The sequence below is a fragment of the Thiobacillus sp. genome, assembly GCF_018780105.1.
Classification (GTDB): Bacteria; Pseudomonadota; Gammaproteobacteria; order Burkholderiales; family Thiobacillaceae; genus Thiobacillus.
Window position 1 is genome coordinate 1 of record NZ_JADMKC010000010.1, and the last position, 14,412, is coordinate 14,412.

12 protein-coding genes are annotated in these 14,412 nt (G+C 65.3%); 4 read left to right on the top strand and 8 right to left on the bottom strand.

The genetic code is table 11. The annotated features are described in order from the left end of the window. Positions 1 to 70: 70 nt before the first annotated feature. Positions 71 to 1,753: a bifunctional protein-serine/threonine kinase/phosphatase gene (locus tag IV098_RS08810; RefSeq protein ID WP_296888221.1), complete on the top strand. Its 1,683-nt coding sequence runs from the start codon at positions 71 to 73 to the stop codon at positions 1,751 to 1,753. Positions 1,754 to 1,765: 12 nt separating this feature from the next. On the opposite strand, the gene IV098_RS08815 is transcribed toward IV098_RS08810, so the two are convergent. From IV098_RS08815 to IV098_RS08825, 3 genes are all read right to left on the bottom strand, one after another. After that, complete coding sequence (locus IV098_RS08815) at positions 1,766 to 2,275, bottom strand: DUF4124 domain-containing protein (protein ID WP_296888200.1); 510 nt, start codon at positions 2,273 to 2,275, stop codon at positions 1,766 to 1,768. Then, positions 2,275 to 4,581, bottom strand: a complete 2,307-nt coding sequence (locus IV098_RS08820; protein WP_296888202.1) for a mechanosensitive ion channel domain-containing protein — start codon at positions 4,579 to 4,581, stop codon at positions 2,275 to 2,277. Before IV098_RS08820 ends, IV098_RS08815 begins: the two co-directional genes overlap by 1 nt. 61 nt (positions 4,582 to 4,642) lie before the next feature. Next, positions 4,643 to 5,443: a dienelactone hydrolase family protein gene (locus IV098_RS08825; protein ID WP_296888204.1), complete on the bottom strand. Its 801-nt coding sequence runs from the start codon at positions 5,441 to 5,443 to the stop codon at positions 4,643 to 4,645. 75 nt (positions 5,444 to 5,518) lie between these two features. On the opposite strand from IV098_RS08825, the gene IV098_RS08830 reads away from it, so the two are divergent. Further along, positions 5,519 to 6,268 carry an energy transducer TonB gene (locus IV098_RS08830; protein WP_296888206.1) on the top strand — a complete coding sequence of 250 codons (750 nt, stop codon included), beginning with the start codon at positions 5,519 to 5,521 and terminating at the stop codon, positions 6,266 to 6,268. A gap of 29 nt (positions 6,269 to 6,297) precedes the next feature. Here IV098_RS08830 and IV098_RS08835 read toward each other — a convergent pair whose 3' ends face one another. From IV098_RS08835 to IV098_RS08850, 4 genes are all read right to left on the bottom strand, one after another. Next, positions 6,298 to 6,717: a hypothetical protein gene (locus tag IV098_RS08835; RefSeq protein ID WP_296888208.1), complete on the bottom strand. Its 420-nt coding sequence runs from the start codon at positions 6,715 to 6,717 to the stop codon at positions 6,298 to 6,300. Positions 6,718 to 7,051: 334 nt separating this feature from the next. Further along, positions 7,052 to 7,459 carry a Cu(I)-responsive transcriptional regulator gene (gene cueR, locus IV098_RS08840; protein WP_296888210.1) on the bottom strand — a complete coding sequence of 136 codons (408 nt, stop codon included), beginning with the start codon at positions 7,457 to 7,459 and terminating at the stop codon, positions 7,052 to 7,054. Next, positions 7,456 to 9,828: a heavy metal translocating P-type ATPase gene (locus tag IV098_RS08845; RefSeq protein WP_296888212.1), complete on the bottom strand. Its 2,373-nt coding sequence runs from the start codon at positions 9,826 to 9,828 to the stop codon at positions 7,456 to 7,458. The genes cueR and IV098_RS08845 overlap by 4 nt, the downstream gene beginning before the upstream one ends. Before the next feature lie 99 nt (positions 9,829 to 9,927). After that, positions 9,928 to 10,128 (bottom strand): heavy-metal-associated domain-containing protein, encoded by a 201-nt coding sequence (locus IV098_RS08850; protein WP_296888215.1) that lies wholly within the window; start codon positions 10,126 to 10,128, stop codon positions 9,928 to 9,930. A 271-nt stretch (positions 10,129 to 10,399) separates the two neighbouring features. On the opposite strand from IV098_RS08850, the gene IV098_RS08855 reads away from it, so the two are divergent. Both IV098_RS08855 and IV098_RS08860 read left to right on the top strand, forming a co-directional pair. Next, complete coding sequence (locus IV098_RS08855; protein ID WP_296888217.1) at positions 10,400 to 11,419, top strand: ABC transporter substrate-binding protein; 1,020 nt, start codon at positions 10,400 to 10,402, stop codon at positions 11,417 to 11,419. A 128-nt stretch (positions 11,420 to 11,547) separates the two neighbouring features. Beyond that, positions 11,548 to 14,229: an EAL domain-containing protein gene (locus tag IV098_RS08860; RefSeq protein ID WP_296888219.1), complete on the top strand. Its 2,682-nt coding sequence runs from the start codon at positions 11,548 to 11,550 to the stop codon at positions 14,227 to 14,229. A 94-nt stretch (positions 14,230 to 14,323) separates the two neighbouring features. On the opposite strand, the gene IV098_RS16340 is transcribed toward IV098_RS08860, so the two are convergent. Then, a partial coding sequence (locus IV098_RS16340) for a rubredoxin (RefSeq protein WP_296890021.1) occupies positions 14,324 to 14,412 on the bottom strand: 89 nt, incomplete at its 5' end.

The following is a 14,412-nucleotide window of genomic DNA, read 5'->3' on the forward strand; positions in this document are numbered from 1 at the left end:
CCGCTCACCGCTCACCGCTCACCGCTCACCGCTCACCGCTCACCGCTCACCGCTCACCGCTCCCGTCCCCATGCCCCTGAAACTCGATTTCGGCTACGCCACCGCCACCGGTCCGCGTGAGCGCAACGAAGACTTCGGCGGTTTCGTCGAGCCCGCCGATCCGCAGCTGGCGGCGACCAAGGGCATGCTGGCGGTGGTGGCCGATGGCGTGTCGGGCGGCTCGCACGGGCGCGAGGCGGCCGAGACGTCGGTGCGCAATCTGCTCGCCGACTACTACGCCACCCCCGACTCCTGGGAGACACCGCACGCGCTGGGCGCAGTGCTGGCGGCGATCAATCGCTGGCTGTCGGGGCAGACGGCGTCGCGCACCGATGCCGGCGGCATGGCGACCACGCTCACCAGTCTGGTGCTGCGCGGCCGCAGATTTCACTACGCTCATGTAGGCGACACCCGTCTGTATCGCCTGCGCGGCGAAACGCTGGCGCAGCTGACCGTCGATCACGTGTGGGAAACCCCCGGCATGTCGCATGTGCTGAAGCGCGCGCTCGGACTGGACACCCACGTGTTGCCGGATTTCGGCGAGGGCGATCTGCTGGCGGGCGATGTTTTTCTGATCGCCTGCGACGGCGTGTGGGAGCCGCTCGGCCAGCTCGACCTGCACCGCCTGCTGAAGCTGCACGACGCGCCGCAGCGGGTTGCGGATGCGCTGGTCGAGGCGGCGCACGCGCAGGGCGGGCAGGACAATGCGACCGCGCTGGTGGTGCGGGTGGCCGAGCTGGGGACGGACGAATCCACGCTGAGCGACGCGCGCGACCTGCCCTTGCCCGGCAAGCTGAACGCCGGCGCCCGGCTCGACGACTTCGTGATCGAGGACCTGCTGCACAACGGGCGCGACGCGCTGGTCTACCGCGCGCGGCATGAAAAAACCGGTCAGCGCTGGGCGCTCAAAACCCTGCAGCCCATCCTCGCAGGCGACGCCGACGCGGCGTGCCGGCTGCTGGCCGAGGAATGGTTTCTGAAGCGGGTGCATTCGCACTATTTCCCCGACGTGCTGGCGCTGCCCGGCCGCAACTTTCTGTACTTCGCAGTGCGCTATCACGAAGGCGCGACGCTGCAGGACAAGCTCGACGCCGGCCAGCATTTCTCGCCAGTGGAGGCCGTCACCCTGATGATCCGGGTGCTGAAAGGCCTGGCTGCGCTGCATCGGCTCGACATCGTGCATCGCGACATCAAACCGGCCAACCTGCATGTCGACCCCGCAGGCAAGCTGCGCATTCTCGACCTGGGGGTGGCGCGCTGTCCCACGCTCGACACACGCGAACTGCATGCCCAGCCCGGCACCCCGAGCTACATGGCGCCCGAACTTTTCAACAGCGCGGAGGCCAGCCCGCAGAGCGATCTCTACGCCGTCGGCGTGAGCGTGTATCACCTGTTGACGCGCAAGTACCCCTACGGCGAAATCGAGCCGTTCCAGCGTCCCAAATTCGGCGAACCGGCGCCGCCATCGCGGGCCCGGCCGGACATTCCGCCGTGGCTGGAAAACGTGTTGCTGAAGGCGGTTGCGCGCGATCCCGCGCAACGTTTCGAGACGGCCGAGGAAATGCTGCTGGCGCTGGAACGCGGCGAAGCCAATCCGCTGCTGCGCCGCCGCACGCCGCTGATCGAGCGTTCGGCGGCAGGCGCGTGGCCGCTGGTCGCGGCGCTCTCGATCGGCCTGAACCTGCTCCTGCTGTTCGTGTTGCTGGCGAGCTGACGGTCAGGTAACTCAGCGCGGCTGCGGCGTCGGCCGCGGTGCAATCGGGATCGGTCTGTTGGTCGGCATGCCAGGCGGAAAGCCTGCACCGGGCGGCGGGTAATACACCGGCTGCGGCACATACACCGGCGTTTCAATCACCACCGGCTGCACCGGCTGCTGCGCCGCCCGCTGGCGCTCGGATTCCGCTTCGCGCTCGGCCTCTACGGCTTCCTTCTCCCGCCGCTCGGCTTCCAGTTCCTCCGCCTGGGCGGCGTTCTTTTTCAGGCGGGCTTCGGCGGCCTGGACTTCCGCTTCGCTGGGCGGTGGCGCGACCTCCACCTTTTCCACCTTGACGCCCTGCGGCGGGGTGGAGGAGTAGGTCACGTTGCCCGCGCTGTCGACCGATTTGTAGAGTTCGTCCGCAACGCTGGGGGAGCTCACCAGGGCAGCGAGCAGCAGGGGGAAAAGCTGCGCGGGTTTCATCGGTTTCCTTTCAGGCTTGAGCAGGCTGGGCGGGTTGAACGGGCTGGGTGGGTGCATCAGGTGGCGGCCACCATCTCCACCCGGATCGGTTCGCGGCTGTCGAGATGGACATCGCGTTGCGGGAAGGGGATGGCGATGCCGTGTTCGGCGAAGCGCTTGTCGATGCCGAGGCGGATTTCGCTGGCGACCTGGCGGCTGTTGTCCTGTAGGCTGATGTCCAGCCAGTAATCGACGCGCAGCAGCAGCGCGTTGTCGCCGAAGTCTTCCAGCAGCACCAGCGGCATCGGCACCTTGAGCACGGAGGCATGGTCGGTCACCGCCTCGCGCACCAGCCGCATGGCCGTTTCGATGGGCGATCCGTAGGCGATGCCGACTGTCACAGAAAAACGCAGCAACTGGTCGGACAGCGTCCAGTTGGTGACGGTTCGCTCCAGGAACACGCTGTTCGGAATCAGCATGTCGATGCCGTCGTAACGCTGCACCTGGCAGCAGCGGCTGCCGATGTCGTGTACGCGGCCGCGGATGCCGTCGACTTCCACGATGTCACCCAGCTTGATGGGTTTTTCCACCAGTAGGATCATGCCGCTGATGAAGTTGTTGAGGATGTTCTGCGCACCAAATCCGAGGCCGAGGGCGAGCGCGCCACCCATGAAGGCAAATGCGGTGAGCGGAATATGCGCGGTGATCAGCGCCAGCACCACCAGCCCGACGCCCATGCCGATACTGGCCAGCCGCAGCCATAGCAGCGCTGCGCTTTCGTCGCCGGCATACCGCTTCAACATCCAGCGCCGCGCATAGGCGCTGATGCGGCCGGTGAGCCACAATCCCAGCACCAGAATCAGCAGCACCTGCACCAGCTTGCCCAGGGTCACGCTGCGCTTGCCGGTGATCTCGCGGCCCTCGACCACGATGGTGTCGTCGACGGTGATCAGTTCGAAATTCCACACGGCCGTGATGGCGCCGGCGGTCGTGATCCACGCGCCACGCAGACGGCCGCTCCAGCTCAGTTCCTGGCTGGCGAGCTGGCCGATCTGCTGCCAGTTGTAGAGCATGCCTTCCAACTGCTCAATCTGGCTCTGGTTCTGCCGTAGCAGGGCGTCGCGCGTCTGGTACGCCTGGTATTGCCGTTCGACCTGTTGCCGGTCGCCTTGCCCGGGTTTCCATTCCGCGAGCTGGGTGCCCAGCAGGGCCAGGCTGGCCTGGACCCGATCGCTATCCGCGCGCACGGCGCTGCGCCATTCGCCCATCCGCGCCTGGTAAGCCTGGAGCATGCTTTCGGATTGCCTGACGGTTTGGCTGTCGTGCGCCTGCATCCCCTGATAGCGTTGTTGCCAGGCTTGTTGCATCAGGCTGTTGCCGTAATTCAGCAGCCGCAGCGAGCTCATCCTGCCATCGGCCACGTCGGTTTCGACGCGGGCGGTTTCCAGTTGTTGCAGCAACTCGGGGGAAGACCGGCCTGTCGCAAGTTGTGCCCTGATGCGGCCCAGCGCGGTCTGTGCCTGCTGTTCCTCCTTTTCCGCCAGCGCGGTCTTTTGCGTGATCGCTTGCGACTGTTCGGCCAGCCTGGCAAGCAGCCGGTCCCTTTCCTGCAGGCTGAACGTCAGCGAGCGGCTGGCCTCTGTCGCCTTGCTCTCCAGCCATTGCTGCTGGGTCTGCAGGTTGGCCGCTGTTTCTTCTTGCAAATTGCGCAGCGCTTCAAACAGGCCAAGGCGGTTTTCCGATTGGCGGTTGCCGGCTCCGGCCAGTTCGGCCAGCCAGCGCAAGCGCGCCGCCTGCGCGAGTTCGTCCGAGGTCTGCAGCTGTTCGTCCGCCAGGCGCTTCGCCTGTTGCGCCGCCTTCAGGTTTTTTTTCTCCTGCTCGAACATGTTGTCGATCAGACGCTGCTCAACCCGGGTCGCTTCGATTTCGCGGCCGATGCGCCGCACCTGCGCCCACCAGTTGTCGGCCAGCTCGATGGTGTAGGGCGGTTTCTGGCCAAATCCTTTCCAGGTATTGCGGGCTGCAGCCCGGTCTTCTTCGGTGCGCCGCTCTTCCGCCAGATCGTTCAGCGCGTTGACATGCGCAGTCAGCGTGCGCGCTTCGCTGGTTTGTCGCTGCAGGTATTGATTCCATTCCGCGTCGCTGGCCTCGACTGGCGGAACCTGCAGGATCTGGCTTTGCAGCTTGGCCAGCCGTTGCTGGAGGGTCTTGACCTGCGCGTCGAGCGAGTCGGCCTCGGCATCCGGTTTGTTCTGGGCCGCCGTCTGGCTGGAAGCGCCGGATTTCATGCCGGGAATCAGGTTTTGCGCCTGGCCTTGCGCAGTGCCGACGAGGAGCAGCAAGCCGAAAAGGGCGTGGCTGAAAGAGGCTTTGCGTGCGGTCATGATGTGTACAGGACAGGATTCGACAAGGAGGGGCGGGGGAACGGGCGCATGCACGGGCGATTCACGAGCAGCGCATGTCGGGCGTCAACTGCATCCACTTCATCAACCAGTTTTTCGCACGTTCGCGCGCATGCCGCGCCGCAATCTTTTCCTCGGGCGTCTGATCCGGGCGGAAATCAAACGCGCGCCGCGCCATCGGGTATTCCTGCCATTCCACCGGCACACCGCGTTCCCACAGGGCGTAAAAGGCGCGACCGCTGTTCATGCGACGCAGTTCGTAATCGGCGTCGCCGATCAGGAACAGTATCGGGGTCGTGATCTGCGTGACTTCGGGCGCGATGCGGAACAGCTGGTCCGGTTCCGGTGCGTTGGGATTCTGCATGTGGCCGTAGTAGCTGACGATGGCGGCAAGTTCAGGGCCGCGTTTGGCCGCCAGGCGGATCGCGTAATACGGACCGCGCGACAGGCCGACCACGCCGACCGGCTGCTTGCACGCATTCGGCAGCGACTTCAGGTAATCCAGCCCGGCTTCGACATCGAGCTCGGTCTCCGGGTTGTGCGCCGACGGCCAGCGTTCGATGAAGCGGCCGCTCTGCCAGTCAGGGGCGACCACCAGAAAACCCTGCGCGGCGAGTTCGCGGACGTGGGCGCGTTCGTCGCCTTCGTAGCCGCGCTTGGCATGGATGAACAGCACCGGCGGGAATGGCCCCTTGCCGGCCGGGGTGGCGATCTCGACCGGCACCGCGGAGCCGTCGGCGGCCTTGAGCGTGTGCTGGGTCAGGCTGATTTCGTCTGCGCTACCCGCACCGGCCCAGCCGTGCGCCGATGCTAAGATGGCGGCCGCAATGACGAGTCTTTTCATGGTTGATTCCCGCAATTTTTCTGCGGCCTATTTTAGGCCAGCGCAGCGCGTTTACCGTGCCGTGCGGGTGGATTCATGAACATGCCTTTCGAGGAGCCCACCCTGCCGCCGATTTCGCCGCGCGCGCAACGCGTGCTGGTTGCCGGGTGGATTTCGCTGGGGCTGCATGCCGCCTTGATCGCGCTGGTGCAGGTGGCGCCGCCCGCACCCGTCAGCCTGGGCGAAACGGTGATCGAAGCGCGGCTGGTGTCGCGGCAGGCCGCATCGGTGGCCGCTGTCCAGCCACCTGCAACTGGAGCGAACCCGCCGGAAGTCCCGACGGAAACACCCAGGCTGGTGCCGAGCGAGGCTGTGGATATGCTGCCGGTCGCCCGGCCTCAAGTGGCGCTGCCGCCGGACGTGCCACCCGCTCCCGCACCTGCGCCTGCTGATCCCGTAGCGTCCGCTGAGCCGGCCGTTGCCGTGCCGCCGCCAGCCCCCGCGCCGGCAACCGCCATCACCAGCGCAGTCGACCTCACTTACTACAGCGCGCGCGATGTCGATGTGCATCCGCGTGCGCTGCATGAAGTGATACCGGTTTATCCGGCCGATGCCGACCGTCGGCGCGTGTCCGGCAAGCTGCGTCTGCAGTTGAAGTTGCAGGCCGACGGCCGCGTCAGCGACCTCGAAGTCCTGAGCGCCAGTCCGCCCGGCGTGTTCGACGAATCGGCACTGCAGGCGTTTCGTACCGCGCGCTTTGCGCCGGCGCAGAAAAATGGCCGCCCGGTGCGGGCGCTGGTACAGATCGAAGTGGTGTACGACTGGGCGGGCCAGGATCGGCGTTGATCGCCGCGCCTGCCCCGGGTTTTCAGGTATCAGTCATCGTAGTCATGGCCGTGCTTGTTGCCCTGGCCGTTATGGTCTTTTCCATGGTTGCCTTTGCTGTTCTTGCCCGGTTTGCCATGGTGTTTTTCCTGGTAACGCGGAACGTACTCGTTCTGATACCAGCTATCCTGAACAAAGTAGACGCGCTCGCCGCAGGCATGGTATTGGCCACAGTACTTGCGCCAGTTCTTGGCGTGGCCGGGCGGGACGTGCAGGTAGACCGGCGGGCGGTGTATCGGTCCCCGCTCGATGATCAGGGGTTCCGGATAGACGAAGTGTGGCGGCGGAAAGTCGCCGATGTCGATGCGTCCGTAGAAACCGGGCTGGCCGACGCTGATGGAAACGCCGACATCGGTCGCGTGTACCGGTGTGACGATGGCAAGTGCGGCTGCAAAAAATATTCGTTTCATTCTGATTCTCCTGCGTGATGTCGCCACGTTTGGCGCAAGGGTTGGAATGTTGCCGAACAGGCTTTCAGCATGCCCCGGATTTTACCCCCGGTCTTTTCCGGCGACTCGGATTCAGGGTGCCAGCGCTGCAGCAGCAGGGCATTGCTCACCACGCTGACGCTGGAAGCCGATGGTCGCGTCAACGATGTCGAGGTGGTGAGCGTCGTCCCGCCTGGTGTATTTGACGGCAGGCGTTCCGTCCCACGCGCTTTGCTCCGGTGCAGAAGAACGGCCGCCCGGTGCGTGCGCCGGTTCCGACCGCAGTGGGGCACGAGTAGGCGGAACGTTTCTGCACTCAGTGACCCTGCTGCGAGGCCGGTTCGACCAACCCTTGCAGGATAGGGCAGTCGGGCCGCTGGTCGCCGTGGCAGGCGCGGGCCAGGGCAAGCAGCGTGGTGCGCATTTCGGTCAGCGCGGCGATACGGGCATCGAGATCGGCGATGTGTGCCTTGGCGAGGCGCTTGACGTCGGCGCTGGCGCGTTCGGGGTCGTCCCACAGCAACAGCAATTGCCGGATCTGTGCGAGCGAGAATCCGAGGTCGCGCGCGCGACGGATGAAGCGCAACAGGTGGGCATCGCGTTCATGGTATTGCCGGTAGCCTGCCAGGGTGCGGCTGCTTGTGCGGATGAGGCCGATGCTTTCGTAGTGGCGGATCATCTTGGCCGACACGCCGCTGGCGCGGGCGACTTCGCCGATGTTCATTTCCTCCCTCCTTCCGGCCGCCAGCGCTTGAGCGTGAGTGCGTTGGTCACCACGCTGACGCTGGAGAACGCCATCGCTGCGCCGGCGATCACCGGGCTCAGAAAACCGAATGCCGCAAGCGGAATGCCCACCACGTTGTAGACGAAGGCCCAGAACAGGTTCTGCCGGATCTTGGCGTAGGTGCGCTTGGAAATGTCGATGGCGTCGGCCACCAGCGCCGGGTCGCCGCGCATCAGGGTGATGCCGGCGGTATGCATGGCAACGTCGCTGCCGGAGGACATGGCGATGCCGACGTCGGCGGCGGCCAGCGCGGGCGCGTCGTTGACGCCGTCGCCCACCATCGCCACGGTTTTGCCGTCGGCCTTGAGTGCGCTCACGTGCTCGGCCTTGTCGGCCGGCAATACCTCGGCCAGCACACGGTCGATGCCGAGCATCGCCGCCGCCGCCTGCGCGGCGCCGCGGTTGTCGCCGGTGAGCATCACGGTGTCGACGTTCAGAGCTTTCAGGCGCGCCATCCCCGTTGCTGCAGTGGCCTTGACTGCGTCGCCGAACGCCAGCAGGCCGAGCACGCGACGGTCGCCGGCATGCGCGAGCCATGACACGCTGCGCCCGGCGGCTTCCTGCTCGGCGGCAGCGGCGTCGAGCGCGGTGATGTCGACGCCGTTCTCGTCCATCAGGCGGCGATTGCCGAGCCAGTAGTCTTCGCCCGCCACCTCGCCGGCCATGCCGCGCCCGGGCAGCGCCTGCTGCGCGCGAGCGGGCCGCGGCGAGATCCCCGCCGCGGACGCTTCGGCCTGCACCGCACGCGCCAGCGGATGCTCGCTGCCTGCCTGCAGGCCGGCAGCGAGCGCCAGCACGTCGTTGCGATCATGGCCGGCGGCCGCCACGCAGGCGGCGACGTGCGGCGTGCCGTCGGTGAGGGTGCCGGTCTTGTCGAATACCACGGTGCTGATCTTGTGCGCGAGTTCCAGCGCTTCGGCGTCCTTGATCAGGATGCCGTGCTGTGCGGCGACGCCGGTGCCGGCCATGATCGCGGTCGGGGTGGCGAGCCCGAGCGCGCATGGGCAGGCGATCACCAGCACCGCGACGGCGTTGAGGATGGCGGTCTCGACCTCGCCGCCATACGCCCACCAGCCGACGAAGGTGACGAGTGCGACCGCCATCACCACCGGCACGAACACCGCGCTGACCTTGTCGACCAGGCGCTGGATCGGCGCCTTCGCCGCCTGCGCGTCCTCGACCAGGCGGATGATGCGCGCCAGTACGGTCTCGGTGCCGACCGCCGTGGTGCGCGCGATCAGCACGCCGTGGGCGTTGATCGCGCCGCCGGTCAGTGCGTCGCCGGGCTGCTTGTCGACCGGCAGCGATTCGCCGGTGAGCATCGATTCGTCGACCTGGCTGCTGCCCTCGACGATTTCCGCATCGACCGGCACGCGCTCGCCGGGGCGGATCACCACCACGTCGCCGACGCGCACGGCTTCGATCGGCAGATCGCGGTCGACGCCGTCGTGGCGCACGCGCGCGGTGGCCGGGCGCAGCGCCTGCAGGGCTCGGATCGCTTCGGTGGTCTGGCGCTTGGCGCGGGCTTCCAGCCATTTGCCGAGCAGCACCAGGCTGATCACCACCGCCGAGGCTTCGAAGTAGAGATGCATCGCATCGGCGTGGGCCAGCAGCAGGTAGACCGAAAGGCCGTACGCTGCACTGGTGCCTACCGCCACCAGCAGGTCCATGTTGCCGCTGCCGGCCATGAGCGCCTTCCAGCCGGCGCGATAAAAGCGCGCGCCGAGCCAGAACTGCACCGGGGTGGCGAGCAGCCACTGCAGCCAGCCCGGCAGCATCCAGTGCGCGCCGAACAGGCTGGCGAACATCGGGGCGATCAGGGGTAGCGACAGTGCCATTGCCATTGCCACCGGCCACCAGTCGGGCAGCGCGCGTGCGGGTGCCGCCGGTACGGTACCCGCCGGCGCCGGCAGCTGCGCGCCGTAGCCGGCACGCTCGACCGCGGCGATCAGCGCGGCGGGCGAGGTGCCCTGCGCCAGCTTTACGGTGGCCTGCTCGGTGGCGAGGTTGACGCTGGCCTCGAGCACGCCCGGTACCTTGCCGAGTGCCTTCTCCACCCGCGCCGAACAGCTGGCGCAGGTCATGCCGCTGATGTCGAGGGCGCAGGATTCGGTCGGTACGCTGAAGCCGGCCTTCTCGATCGCCTGCTTCACTACCGTGGCGTCGGTTTCGCCCGACACCGTCGCGGTCTCGGTGGCGAGATTCACCGTGGCGTCGGTCACGCCCGGCAACTGTTTGAGGATTTTTTCAACCCGCGCTGAGCAGCTGGCGCAGGTCATGCCCTGGATGGCTACGGATAAGTGGGTCATGCCGAACTCCTTTTCGATGCGATAACTGCACCGTAAACCTTCCTATCATGGGAGGGTCAAGCCGTTTGTTCAAGCCTCTTCGCAGGGGCGGGGCCGGGGTCAGCCTGGATCGCCTACGTGATAGCCGAGCGCCGAAATGATGTTTCGCAGTGAAGCGGCGGGCAGATCGCTAGCGATGCTGACGCAGCGCGATTCGAGGTCGGCCATCACGACAGCCGAAGCGTCGCACTTGAGGATGGCCTGGGTGATCTTGTTGGCGCAGCCGCTGCAGCGCATGCCCTGAATCTGGAACTGGATCATGAAGCGTCTCCTGTTGCCCGGTCAAATCTACCGTGGGAGACAGCGTTGGCTTTACCAGGGCGGGAAGGTCAAGCGCCAATGGCGGCGCTATGCGAAAGAATGCGCCAGGGAGACGCGGCCGGGAGGTGTGTTTTACAATGGAGTCGGATAATCAGAATAAATTAAGTTAATGAGTGTTGGCGGGGCACCTGCAGACGGTGCTGACCGGATACGCCGACGCCGCGGAACGGCTCGCAGCGTGCCGGGCTCTGGATGAGTGAGGGAGAACGCGATGCAACGTCGAACCATGCTCAAGGGCCTGGCTGCTTCAGCCATGCTGGGGGGTTTCAGGGCCCAGGCCGCACAGGATGCCGGGCCTGCCGTCATCCGGGTGAATATCCCCGGGCCGCACCTGCTGCCCTTCCTGCCGATCGAACTGATACCGAAGCTGGGAATAGACCAGGCGCTGGGCGTGCAACTGGCCATTCGTTACCTGCCGAGCGGCATTCTGGCGCTGGAAGATGCGCTGGCGGGCAATGCCCAGTTTGCCGGGGTCGCGTTTACCGCCCTGCCGGCCTTTATCGCCAAACACAAGCCGGTTGCGGCCATTGCGGTCCTGAGCAGCGGCGTGCCGCCTTATTCGGTGCTGATCCGGCCCGATCTGGCCAGCTCGGTGCGCAAGCTGAGCGATCTGCGGGGACGCAGCATCGGCATCCCGATGGGGAGCGTGACGTCGAAAACCTACCTGCAGGTAATGCTGGAGCTCTGGCTGGCCGAACACGGCGTGCGCAGCAACGAAGTCCGCTGGGTGCAGACCAACCAGAATCTGGCCGGCATGCAGGGTAGCCTGGTCAGCGGCATGGTGGATGCGGTTTTCTGCGAGGAGCCGCTGGCCGGTACCCTGGTGCGCAAGAAAATCGGTCTGCAACTGGCCAGCCTGTCCGAGCCCAGCGCGCTGGGCCGTGTGGGGTGGGCAAAACACATCCGTGCGGTGCTGGCATGCCCGCGTGAAGTCGTCGAGCGTCAGCCGCACCAGATCGAACTGATGACGGCCATGCTGAAGCGCAGCCTGCGCTGGATGCAGCAGCGCAAGGCCGAAGAGATCGTGGCCAAGCTGGGGGTGGAAGATGCGGAGTTGCGGCAGGATCTGATCAATCCGATCAAGCGGATCCCCAATCTGTTCAGCTCGGACGGGCGTTTCAAGCCTGCAGAGGTCGAGGCGAGCAGGCAATTCCTGATCGAGACGAAAGTGCCTTTACCCCCGGGGATGAGTATTCAGGGACTCATAGCCGATAAATGGGTTAATCAGTAGAACGCGATCCGCACCCCATGCTCGTTTGCCTCCTTACCCGACCTGTCCGCTGGGTCGCCCGCATACGCTGGCCGTTCAATCCGGCCGGGCGCGGCGCGAGCAGCGCTTGCGGGCACTGAACGCCCATTATGGAACCGTGTTTGCGGCAGCGCCTGACGGCGTTCTTCTCGGGAGGCTTGCGCCGGCAGGCCTACTGGCATCTTGCGCTTACCATCCTGATCGCCGCCGTCATCATTTTGCTGGCGGCCAGCTGGACCCTGTCCAACATCCGGGAACGCGATCTCGCGCTACAGCAAAACCAGCTGCTGGAGCATTACAGCGCCGTGCTGCCGCGGCGGGAAATCGCCTGGTCCACCGCGGCCAAGCAGGCGCAGTCCCGTCTCGAATATCTGCGCTTTCTCGAAGAGCCGGACGCGATAGCGCAACCCAAGCTCACCGCTTATCTGAACGCCCAATGGACGCTGAGCGAGTTCTCGAACCTGCTCATTCTGGACGGCGGCAATCAGGTGATCTTTCATCACGGTTCCGAATCGGACTCGCTGAAATCCCTGTTCGGCGAGCAGGCGACATGGATTTATGTGCCGCAATTCCACCAGCTTTACCGTGTGTTCCAGTTTCCGATCTGGCTCGGGCCGCGCGGCGAAGGGCGCCTGATCCTGTTCAAATCCCTGTCCAATTCGACCTTGCGGGAAATCGTCATTCCGCAGGCCCACCTGCAGCTCAGTTATCACGGCCAGCTGGTCGCCCAGTCGCACGACACGCCGCCGCCCAGCGGCGAAAACACCTTGCGCATCGAGCTGCCCTGGTCAGACGGGCAGGCGGCAAGCGAACTTGCGGCCGGACCGATGCTGGAAATTTATCGCGAGGTCGTCGACCAACTGCCCTATTCCAGTTTCATCCTGCGTACCGGCAGCGCCATCGCGCTGCTGACGCTGCTGATCTGGCTTTCGGTGGGGCGCTGGCTGGCGCGGACGGCCTATCGCATCGAGACTCTGGGCAAGGGCGCCCGCCTGTATGCCGAAGGCGAAACGCGCGAAGCCCTGGTCGCCGAACTGGAACCGGCGCGCCAGAATGCAGATGAAATCGGCGAAACCGCCGCCGCCTTCGAGCAGATGATGGAGACGATCCAGAGCCGGGCGCAGGAGCAGCAGTATTACCTGGAGACCTTGTCCTTGCTGGAAGAGGCGGTCGTCGAGTTGAGCGTGGCGGGCATCATCCTGCGCGCCAGCCCGGGCTGGAACAAGATCGTGCATCGCAAGGACGCGATCGGCGTATCGATATTCGAAGACATTCACGCCGAAGACGTCGAAATGCTGCAAACGCAACTGAACACCCTGTTCGCGGGCGAGAAACAGCAGATCAGCCTGCGTTTCCGGCTGCGTCCGCAATGGGTGGTCAAGCATGAAACCTGGGTCGAGTGCCAGCTGCTCCCGAACACGCACAAAAACGGCAAAGTGACCGGCATCCGCGGCGTGTTGCGCGACATTACCCAGACCTATCTGAACGAGCGGCAGATCACCCACATGGCGCTGCACGACGCGCTCACCGAGCTGCCCAACCGCATCCTGCTGGAAGACCGCATCAAGAATGCCTTGAGCATCGCCGAGCGCAACCGTCATCTGGTGGGGGTCTGCTTCATCGACCTCGACAATTTCAAGGTCATCAACGACACCCTCGGCCACAAGGCCGGCGACCGCCTGCTGGTGACGTTCGCCGAGCGGCTGCGTGCCAGTCTGCGCAGCGGCGATACCCTGGCGCGTTGGGGCGGGGATGAGTTCGTGCTGCTGCTGCCGGACATGCAGTCGATGCATGCGATTCGCAACGTGACCGAAAAGATCGTCCAGTCGCTGCAGCCTCCGCTGATCCTCGACGGCAACGAAATCCGCGTCACCTTCAGCATGGGGGCGGTCGTCTACCCGAGCGATGGCGTGGATATCGAGGTGCTGTTTTCGCAGGCGGATCGCGCCATGTTCTTTGCCAAGTCGCAGGGGCGCAACCAGGTCTGCTACTTCCAGGACATGGAGCGCAGCGAGCCGGGACGGCGCGAGCTCTACATCCAGAGTCACCTCACCCTGGCGGTCAATCAGGGCAAGATCGAAACCTGGTTCCAGCCCATCGTCGATGCACGCAGCGGCAAGTGCCACGCGGCCGAGGTGCTGGCGCGCTGGCATGACGGCGAATACGGCTGGGTCAGCCCGAGTACCTTCATCCCCATGGCCGAGAGCTTGGGTCTGATCGGCGAACTGGGGTTGCACATCATGAAGTCCAGTCTGGATGCCGCGCAGGTGTGGCATGCCCGGGGCGAAAAAGTGGCGCTCGCAGTCAATATCTCCAAGCGCCAGCTGTTCACGCCCTCGTTCACCCAGCATCTGCTGAGGGAGTTCGACGAGCGCGGTCTCGAGCATTCCATGCTGGTGCTGGAGGTGACCGAAAGCGTGGCCCTGAGCGACGTGCAGAATGGCGCCGAGCGGGTGACTGAACTGCGGAAGGCAGGCTTCGGCATCGCCATCGATGACTTCGGAACCGGCTATTCGTCGCTCTCGCAGCTGCATGAAATGCGCGCCGACGAACTGAAAATCGATATCAGTTTCGTGCGCCGCCTCGACGAGCCGTCCGGTCGCAGCATGGTTCAGGCCATCATCAACCTGGCTCAGCTGTTCGGCCTGAAAACCGTGGCGGAAGGGGTCGAGGATGCGGCGACGGCGCAGAAGCTGCGCGATCTGGGGGTCGATTACCTGCAGGGCTACTGGTTTGGCAAGCCCATGCCGCAAGCGGAGTTTCTGGTCTGGCTTGAAGCCCGGCCCAGATGAATCGCTGAAACTGGCCGGCTCCGGCCGCTGATGCGAATCGCTGTGGTCGATAAAGGAGCGGTCGCCAGGCGGCTGACTTGGGCGTGGCCGGCCGTCAGTCGTCGAAGCAGTAGAAGTCCGTCTTGGTCACGCCGCAATCGGGGCAACTCCAGTCGTCGGGGATCGCCTCGTAGCGGGTGCCGG

Bases quoted from the DNA above. Each gene is read 5' to 3' on its own strand.
- IV098_RS08810 (WP_296888221.1), top strand. From the start codon at position 71: ATGCCCCTGAAACTCGATTTCGGCTACGCCACCGCCACCGGTCCGCGT.
- IV098_RS08815 (WP_296888200.1), bottom strand. From the start codon at position 2,275: ATGCACCCACCCAGCCCGTTCAACCCGCCCAGCCTGCTCAAGCCTGAA.
- IV098_RS08820 (WP_296888202.1), bottom strand. From the start codon at position 4,581: ATGACCGCACGCAAAGCCTCTTTCAGCCACGCCCTTTTCGGCTTGCTG.
- IV098_RS08825 (WP_296888204.1), bottom strand. From the start codon at position 5,443: ATGAAAAGACTCGTCATTGCGGCCGCCATCTTAGCATCGGCGCACGGC.
- IV098_RS08830 (WP_296888206.1), top strand. From the start codon at position 5,519: ATGAACATGCCTTTCGAGGAGCCCACCCTGCCGCCGATTTCGCCGCGC.
- IV098_RS08835 (WP_296888208.1), bottom strand. From the start codon at position 6,717: ATGAAACGAATATTTTTTGCAGCCGCACTTGCCATCGTCACACCGGTA.
- cueR (WP_296888210.1), bottom strand. From the start codon at position 7,459: ATGAACATCGGCGAAGTCGCCCGCGCCAGCGGCGTGTCGGCCAAGATG.
- IV098_RS08845 (WP_296888212.1), bottom strand. From the start codon at position 9,828: ATGACCCACTTATCCGTAGCCATCCAGGGCATGACCTGCGCCAGCTGC.
- IV098_RS08850 (WP_296888215.1), bottom strand. From the start codon at position 10,128: ATGATCCAGTTCCAGATTCAGGGCATGCGCTGCAGCGGCTGCGCCAAC.
- IV098_RS08855 (WP_296888217.1), top strand. From the start codon at position 10,400: ATGCAACGTCGAACCATGCTCAAGGGCCTGGCTGCTTCAGCCATGCTG.
- IV098_RS08860 (WP_296888219.1), top strand. From the start codon at position 11,548: ATGGAACCGTGTTTGCGGCAGCGCCTGACGGCGTTCTTCTCGGGAGGC.